The following is an 8,289-nucleotide window of genomic DNA, read 5'->3' as shown; positions in this document are numbered from 1 at the left end:
CTTCCAGCCTTGTATTCTCAGGTTGAGCCAGTCCACGTGTTCTTGAAACGAAACGTGCCGCATCTTTGGCGGAGCAAGTCGGTCTTTCACTACCTCCCTCACATGCTTCTCTGCTTTTATGCAGAGCCATTGTTGGGTCGTGTAATAGATGCGCTTCTGTCCCGTTTCCGCTTTCGTCTTCCTGTGGTGCATGCCGAGGAAGTCAAATCCTTCTTCTCCCGTCCATAGTCCCACAATTCGCGTTTTCTCCGGATGCAAGGTTAGTTCCAATCGCTCCATAATYGTTTGTATAAGTTKAAACGCATGTTGCGCATCTTTCCTTGTTTTGCATACCACGACAAAGTCGTCTGCATACCGCGTCAGTTCTCCGACTTCTTTGCCATACTTCTCCCACAACAAATCGAAGTAATTCAGGTAGATGTTCGCAAGTAGCGGCGAGATCACTCCACCTTGCGGCGTGCCGAGGTCAGATCGCCTKACTYGCCCTTCCTCCATCACCCCTGCTCCGAGCCATTGCCGAATCAGCTTGAGGATGCGTCTGTCACTGATTCGTATTTCCACCAGCTTCATCAGCTTCTCTTGGTTAATGTTGTCAAAGTAACCTTGGATGTCCACGTCGACCACCCAATTGCCTTTGCGATTGCATGCTTTGCGGATTCGCTCGAGCGCTTGTTTCGCGCCGCGCTTTGGTCGAAAGCCATACGAGCATTCCTGAAAATCGGCTTCAAAGATTGGTTCTRCAATGAGTTTCGTCGCCATTTGTACCACGCGGTCTCTCACCGTCGGGATCCCCAATGGAYGTTTTCGTCCATCTTTCTTCGGAATATATTGCCGACGAACGGGCTGGGGACGGTAGCTTTTCTTTAACAATAGCTCTTGGCATTGTGCGATAAATTGATCATCACCTATTTTCGTAATAGCTGCCATCGTTTCACCATCTACGCCTGCCGCTCCCTTATTTGCCCTAACTCTCCGCCATGCTTCCTGAAGAACATCCTTTCGATGTACCTTGTCATATAAYGCATGGAATCTTCTACGCTTATTTGTCTTGGCAGCATGACCTAGCTTCTCTTGGAGTTGTTGAACTTTTTCCTTAGGTGTCGTTAGYCATTTGGCATTCACTCACTCGTACCTCCTTAAAAAGCTTGAACAAAGCAGGGCGCCTTCCCTCCCGCAGGTTGTGTTGTCCTGCGTTCCTCGGTACTATGTGCCCCTCGGACTCCCTTCCTGCAGATGGCTCACTTCGCCTTTGGCTTATAGATCATCTCGTTTCGCTCGCCCTGTCTCTGACAGGTACTTTCGTCGATACGCTCTTACGCACAGTTTTCGCCATACGCAAGTATCCTAGCTACGCGAGGTCTTGGCTCTTCCCACGACCGGACTTTCACCGGCTAGAAGATGCGTGCCTCTGGGCACGCCATAATAAAAAGGAGATGAAACTCATTCATGATGCTTCTTCTGCATCAATCACTAGTCTCATCTCACTCTTCATGTTAGCTATTTATTCAGGTTTCTCTGCGGTTGCCGTTGCCGCTGGCGTCGACTTCACTCGAACATTAGGCAGCAGCTTATTCATATTGACCGTACGACGGATTTCCCATGTCTCCGGATTATTATGATCGTACTGCTCTAAATAAGTAATAACCTCTTTCGTAAGCGGCGTCGGTGTAGACGCACCAGAAGTAACTGCGACACGATCGATGCCTTTCAGCCACTCCTGTTCAATCTCTGACACATCGGAAACGCGGTAAGCTTTCACTCCTGCTATTTCCTCGGATACTTGTGCTAGACGGTTCGAGTTGTTGCTTCGCGGATCGCCAACTACAATTGTAAGCTGCGCTTCGCCTGCTTGCTCTGCTACCGCCTCTTGACGAACCTGAGTTGCCATGCAGATTTCATTATGAACCTCTGCAGTAGGATAACGCTCAAGAAGCTTGCTAATCACATGACGAATATCCCATTGCGACATCGTCGTTTGGTTCGTTATAAGAATGCGCCCTTCCGGCACATTAAGCGCAGCAATTTCCTCTTCCTTTTCTATGAGGTGAACATGCTCCGGCGCAACGCCAATCGCTCCTTCGGGCTCAGGATGGCCCTTCTTGCCAATATAAATAATATGATAGCCTTCCGCCGATTTATCGCGAATGAGATCATGAGTTCTCGTAACGTCTGGGCATGTCGCATCCACAACGGAAAGCCCCTTGTCACGAGCACGCTGACGCACTTCTGGCGAGACGCCATGCGCTGTAAATATAACGGTGCCTTGTTCGATTTGATCCAAAATGTCGAGTCGGTTGGCACCATCAAGCGTAATGACGCCTTCCTGCTCGAATGCTTCTGTAACATGGGCATTATGGACAATCATACCTAATATATAAATAGGTCGCGGCAGCTCCAAGTTTTTGACCGTTTGCAAAGCCAGTACCATCGCGTCTACGACGCCATAGCAATAACCACGCGGTGATATTCTAACGATTTCCATTTATTGCACCTGCTTTCTGACCGGATATGCGTAACAGCTATGAATCCTTCATTTCATCCGTTGCTACTATTATAGACGAATGAGACGTGTCAGAAAAGCTAATTGGAAGCCAAATCGTAAACTTCGTTCCATTTCCTTCGCTGGTGAGCACTTCTACAGAACCTTTATGCTCATCAATAATCCATTTTGCAATGGATAATCCTAGACCTGTACCGACGGTAACTCCCCGGGATTCGTCCGCTCGATAGAAGCGATCGAAAATATGCGGGATTTCATCTGGATTCATCCCAATCCCTGTATCTTGGATAACGAAGCCGATTTGTAAATCCCTTCTGACCGCACTCAGCTCAACCGTACCCTCCGACGTATATTTGAATGCATTCTCAATAAAAATAAATAACAGCTGCTGCAAATAATTGTGATTGGCATTGACGCGCACCCCATCCAATGCCGATAGATCGCCAAGCTTCCATTCAGCTGTACGCGGGAGCAGCTGTGCTCTGCGCACAACCTCCTCTGTAAGCGGCAGCAGGTCAAGCGGCGTCTTCTCCATCGTATAACCCGCATCTGCTCTCGCAAGCGCAAGCAGATCATTAACCAGCGTACTCATACGAATCGCCTCAGCAGATATATCGCTCATCGCTTCTTTGGACATATCCCATCGATTCGAATCCAGCGGCAGCCACTCGCCCGTGTCGATATCTCTATTCGTCTCTCGAACTCGCGTCCACATCCGCTCGAGCAGCTCAATATTGCCTCGAATCGTTGTCAAAGGCGTCCTAAGCTCATGAGACGCGTCAGATACGAACCTGCGCTGCGCTTTGTAAGCTTCATCAAGCTCATTGTATGCCATCTCCAAACGCGCAAGCATCACGTTTAACGTACTCACAAGCCTTCCTATCTCGTCCTTAGGTCCCATGACAGGAATCCGCACACTGAGATCAGCACCATTTTCAATTTGCTCTGTAGCACGAATGACACGTTCAATTGGACGAAGTGCCTGACGTGCAATTAATAGCCCTACTGTAAAGGCAATAAAAACAACAATTAATGATGAAAAAATGAGAATAGTACGTAATCCATTAAGGAATCGTTCCTCATTATATGAGAATACACCCACTTGGACTAAACCCACTAAGCTGTTATCACTCTCTAAATAAACAGGTCGCTGATATGTGAGCATAGCATATTTGTTTTTGTTAATTTCGACGTGAATTTTAACAAAACCCTTTTTAGGCTTAGTATTGACCTCAGGATACGGTATAACAAATTCATAAGGGAAGTTGTTTGATTGCTTAATAGCGCCTTCCTTATAATTTACCAATTGAATATACATGTCTTTTTTGTCAATTCGAAATTGAGGACCTACTATTRAATCCAAAGTTTCATCTAGAAAATTAGTTGCACCGATAACATTGATTTTACTATTTTGAACCAACATTTGTTCTTTAATCTCAGCATACGTATTCCAATTAACAAAAATATATATAAATATCCCGAAAACGATTAAAGTTACCGCAAGCAAACCCGAATACCAAAGCGTAAGCCTAAGCCTAATGGACATATGCTTAACCCGCCTCTCCGCGAAGCACATAACCGGTGCCGCGAACCGTCTGAATGAGTCGGTTTTTGCCTCCGTCCTCTACCTTTTGGCGCAGCATCGCGATATACACCTCCAGCACATTCGACTCCCCGCTGAAGTCATAACCCCAAATCTTCTCCATAATTGCATCTCTCGTAAGTACACGGCGAGGATTTTCCATGAATAGCAGCAGTAAATCGTATTCCTTGGACGTCAACTCAATTCGGCGACCCGAGCGAATCGCTTCTCTGGCATCCATATCCAAAATCAAATCCTCATAAAGCAGCTGATTGCTTGACTGCTCGATTTTATCGGCTTTGCGGCGCAGCAAGGCGCGTGTCCGCGCAAGCAGCTCCTCCAGCGCAAACGGCTTGACCAAATAATCGTCAGCCCCAAGATCGAGCCCTTTGACCCGGTCATTGATATCATCCTTTGCCGTCAGCATCATAATTGGCACCGTACTGCCTCCCTCGCGCACGCGCCGGCAAACTTCCCAGCCATCCACTTGAGGCATCATCACATCAAGAATGAGCAGATCCGGCTCCGTCTTAAGCAGCACCTTCAGCCCTTCCATTCCATTCGAAGCGGTAGTTACCTCATAACCTTCAAACGCTAGACTTCTGCGAAGCAAAGAAATAATTTTATCATCATCATCTACAACTACAATATGCTGTCTCAACGGCATGTCCCCCTCTATTTGCAGCAAAAAGCACAGAGCCTGCTGTCTCTCTGCGCTTTTTGTTTCAATCCATCATGTAAGGCATTATTGAGCGCCTGACGTATTTTTATCACCAATCTCAACCTTCAAGTTCATCGCGCTGCCTTTGCGCAAAATGTTCAGCTCGATCTTATCGCCAACTTTTTTGGTTTTAATTTGATCAATAAGAGCTTGCGTGTTTGCGTACTTCTTGCCGTCAATGCCGACGATGACGTCGAACTGCTGCAATTCAGCCAAGTAAGCTGGTGAATTATAGTACACATTACGTACAATGGAGCCTTCTACTTTATCCATGCCTAATTGCTTCGCAATATCCGCTGTTACATCCTGCAGCTCTGCACCGATGTATGGAGCGGCTGGCTTAGGAATGGTCTTGTTGTTTTTAAGATTTTCCAGCACATCTTGAATCGTGCTCGTCGGAATCGCGAAACCGATGCCTTGTGCTTGCGAGCTTACTGCCGTATTAATGCCAACGACCTCACCGTTCACATTCAGAAGCGGACCGCCAGAGTTGCCTGGGTTAATCGAAGCATCCGTTTGCAGCAAATGCTCGTATTTACGTGCTCCCTGTGTATCAGGGATATCGATCGGACGTTCTTTGGCACTTAATACGCCAACAGTAACCGTATGATCGAAGCCGTATGGGTTACCGATTGCAACAACCCAGTCGCCGATATTAATCGTATCCGAGTTGCCAAGCGGAAGCGTTGGGAACGCTTTGTCTCCCGTTACTTTAAGTACCGCTAAGTCTAAGTCATAGCTAGAGCCCAGCAATTCAGCCGTGAATGGCTTATCATAGCCTTGAACAATAACTTTGATTTGGTCAGATTCTCCGATTACGTGCTGATTCGTTAAAATATAGCCTGTTGAATCGAAGAAAAACCCAGTTCCGATGCCTGATTGCTGCATGTTGCCTTCTTCATTCTTTTGTCCTGCATCCGGCTGTGTCGTTCCAGGGTAATCATCGCCAAAAAATTGGCGGAAAAATGAATCATCGAGCATGTTGCTGCTATTGTTGCGTTTTGCCGTATTAACGAAGGTTTCGATTTTCACTACTGCTGGACTTGCTGTCTCGAACAATTTAGCGATGTTGTCTGGTCTATCCGCGACTGTTGCCGCACCGCCGTTGCTGGTCGTACCTGCAGAAGCAGTGGAACCCGATCCGCTAGATTGTGTATTTGATGTTAATGCGGCTTCTTTCGTGAACCAGTTGTTTAAGTCCGCTGTATACATCAAGCTGCCTACTACGAGAACACCTGCTAGAAACGATGAAAAAATGGCCTTAAAGGAAGTCCGGCGCGGTTCCCTTACTTGCCATGGCCCTTTGGAGGACTGCGGCGACGGTGTGAACGTTCGAATTTGGGATTGCATAGGCGATTGCGATCTTGCCCGTTCAGATTCCACAGTTGAATCCGATTGTACATTCGCTTCTTCTGCACTGGATGCCTGTGCTTGCGTATTGTGTGTATTTGTATTGCCGTACGGCTGATCTTGAATCAGCTTAGGCTTTTCCGATCCGTAGCCAGAAGCTGAAGGATTCCCGCCTTCTTGAGAATTCGCCTTATACGGCCCATACGAATAATAATAAGATGGCTTTGCCGGCTGCTCCGATGACTCATTTGAAATAGGCTGCGCGGAGTCATTTACGCTTTCGCTGTTATCAGCTGAGCCATGTCCCTCTTCATTTTTGCGGAAAAAGTCGTCAAATCCCTTTTTGTTGTTTTGATCGTCCATGTACGTTCTCCTCCTTGAATCTTATTGCATCATGCGTCCAATTGGCATTCTATCCGGAAACATGTTATTTGATATAGTTCTATCATGCACATTCTACCTTAAAACAAACTTAAAAGGAATTTAAACAGAAATAAAAAAAACGCTCCCAAATGATTTTGGCAGCGTTTTTTTTGAGTGCTTCTACGATGTGAATCAATGCGGAAAAAGCTGCTCTACTTCATTTAATGTTTCTTTTGCGCGATCAATCCACTGCGGTTCTACCTCAGCATCCGGATTCGACGGCGATTGGAATTGATCAAACAGAGCTCCGACTACACGTACCGATGCTTCCGGATCATTTCCTTCTCTGTACTCATGCTTAAGCACGTACGGTGTACCGAGTATAATCCTCGCTTCATTATCTTTTTCCCCAACATCAATATGACCAGCAATGACTTCAAAAGGTATGCGAAGCCAAATCTTATTCGCATCATCAAGCGCGCGGTCAAAGGAACCAGCAGCATACTCCCAGTTGCCGCCAAGCGTGAATTGCTGCGACTCCAGCAGCTCTTTCGTTTCTAAGAAATGTTGCTCCCGTGATTCCAGCACGGACGAAATGGGTATCATGAAGGCGTCTCCTTTGCACTAGCTTATTTCTAATCTCTTTTTGCTAGTAGGTAGTATACCCTTCCATTTCCATCTTTATGTGCGATTAGCCCAGCCCTTGCGATGGGCCAGCACGGCAAGCTGTGTCCGGTCGTCAAGCTCACATTTCATCAATAAATTGCTGACATGTGTTTTCACTGTTTTTACGCTTATATGCAGCTCTTCTGCAATTTCTTTGTTCGATTGTCCATCTGCAATAAGCAGCAGAACTTCCTTCTCACGTTCCGTCAACCCCTCATCACCAGACTGAGCGGTCTTCTGTCTTAAGCCTCTCGTTAACGCCTGCGATACGTCAGCAGTCATAACCGGCATTCCTTTGAATGCGCCGCTGATTGCATAAATAAGCTCTTCTGCAGAAACGGTTTTGAGCACGTAGCTGACAGCGCCAGCCTCTATTGCGCCATAAACCTTGTCATCTTCGAGGAAGCTGGTCAGCATTACGATTTTCATATCAGGAAAATGCGAGATAATCGCCCTTGTCGCTTCAATGCCATCCATGCCTGGCATCATCAGATCCATTAAAATAATATGGGGCCTGTCTTCATCCGAGCTTTCCTTAAGCATGTCAATTGCTGATTGTCCATTGCTCGCCTCTGCAATGACATGAAACTTTGGCTCCAGCATTAGATAAGTTCGAAGGCCCGTCCTTACCATATCATGATCATCCACGATCATTACTTTTATTAGTTCAGATGCATTCATTATTCATGCTCTCCCCGCTACATTTTTGGTATCGTAACCTTTACCCTCGTCCCGCTCCCAGACTTGCTCCAAATTTCGGCTGCACCGCCAAGCTTCTGTGCTCTCTCCTGCATCGTAGACAGTCCATATGAGCCGCGTCTCACCTCATCTACCTTGAAGCCAACTCCATCATCCTGCAAAATCATGCTAACCTGCCGTTCCGTATCTGCCATTGTCAGCGTGCAGCCCTTTGCGCTTGCATGCTTTACGATATTCGCCATCGCTTCTTGAACGATAAGAAAAAGCTGATGCTCCTTCGCTTCGGATAAACGCTCCTTCAAGCGCCATTCCAGCTCACCTTGCAAATTGTTTTGGCGGCAATAATCAGGGAACCACTTATCAAGCGCTTCATATAAAGTTCGACCTTCAAGCTCCATAGGCCGCAGC

General features: G+C 46.8%; 8 protein-coding genes. All 8 read right to left on the bottom strand.

Annotated features, from left to right (window positions below):
• Positions 1-1,122 (bottom strand): group II intron reverse transcriptase/maturase (gene ltrA / locus AB4Z17_RS30550; RefSeq protein WP_441964045.1); only part of this gene is annotated, 1,122 nt, incomplete at its 3' end.
• A gap of 379 nt (positions 1,123-1,501) precedes the next feature.
• Positions 1,502-2,482 (bottom strand): 4-hydroxy-3-methylbut-2-enyl diphosphate reductase, encoded by a 981-nt coding sequence (locus AB4Z17_RS30545; protein WP_441908263.1) that lies wholly within the window; start codon positions 2,480-2,482, stop codon positions 1,502-1,504.
• A gap of 37 nt (positions 2,483-2,519) precedes the next feature.
• The gene (locus AB4Z17_RS30540) at positions 2,520-4,046 is read right to left on the bottom strand and encodes a sensor histidine kinase (protein WP_441964043.1); all 1,527 of its coding nucleotides are present in this window, start codon (positions 4,044-4,046) and stop codon (positions 2,520-2,522) included.
• 4 nt (positions 4,047-4,050) lie between these two features.
• Complete coding sequence (locus AB4Z17_RS30535; protein ID WP_076267601.1) at positions 4,051-4,743, bottom strand: response regulator transcription factor; 693 nt, start codon at positions 4,741-4,743, stop codon at positions 4,051-4,053.
• A gap of 84 nt (positions 4,744-4,827) precedes the next feature.
• Positions 4,828-6,516, bottom strand: a complete 1,689-nt coding sequence (locus tag AB4Z17_RS30530) for a S1C family serine protease (protein WP_441908265.1) — start codon at positions 6,514-6,516, stop codon at positions 4,828-4,830.
• Positions 6,517-6,708: 192 nt separating this feature from the next.
• Positions 6,709-7,122 (bottom strand): YugN family protein, encoded by a 414-nt coding sequence (locus tag AB4Z17_RS30525; protein ID WP_076267599.1) that lies wholly within the window; start codon positions 7,120-7,122, stop codon positions 6,709-6,711.
• 75 nt (positions 7,123-7,197) lie between these two features.
• Positions 7,198-7,863, bottom strand: a complete 666-nt coding sequence (locus AB4Z17_RS30520; RefSeq protein WP_441908266.1) for a response regulator — start codon at positions 7,861-7,863, stop codon at positions 7,198-7,200.
• Between the two features lie 17 nt (positions 7,864-7,880).
• Positions 7,881-8,289: sensor histidine kinase (locus AB4Z17_RS30515; RefSeq protein ID WP_441964041.1), on the bottom strand; the 409-nt coding region annotated here is incomplete at its 5' end.

This window comes from Paenibacillus sp. TAF43_2, from assembly GCF_052113545.1.
Lineage (GTDB): Bacteria > Bacillota > Bacilli > Paenibacillales > Paenibacillaceae > Pristimantibacillus.
Note: the sequence above shows the minus strand (reverse complement) of the source record. Positions and strands in the feature narration are given on the sequence as shown.

Bases quoted from the DNA above. Each gene is read 5' to 3' on its own strand.
- AB4Z17_RS30545 (WP_441908263.1), bottom strand. From the start codon at position 2,482: ATGGAAATCGTTAGAATATCACCGCGTGGTTATTGCTATGGCGTCGTA.
- AB4Z17_RS30530 (WP_441908265.1), bottom strand. From the start codon at position 6,516: ATGGACGATCAAAACAACAAAAAGGGATTTGACGACTTTTTCCGCAAA.
- AB4Z17_RS30525 (WP_076267599.1), bottom strand. From the start codon at position 7,122: ATGATACCCATTTCGTCCGTGCTGGAATCACGGGAGCAACATTTCTTA.
- AB4Z17_RS30520 (WP_441908266.1), bottom strand. From the start codon at position 7,863: ATGAATGCATCTGAACTAATAAAAGTAATGATCGTGGATGATCATGAT.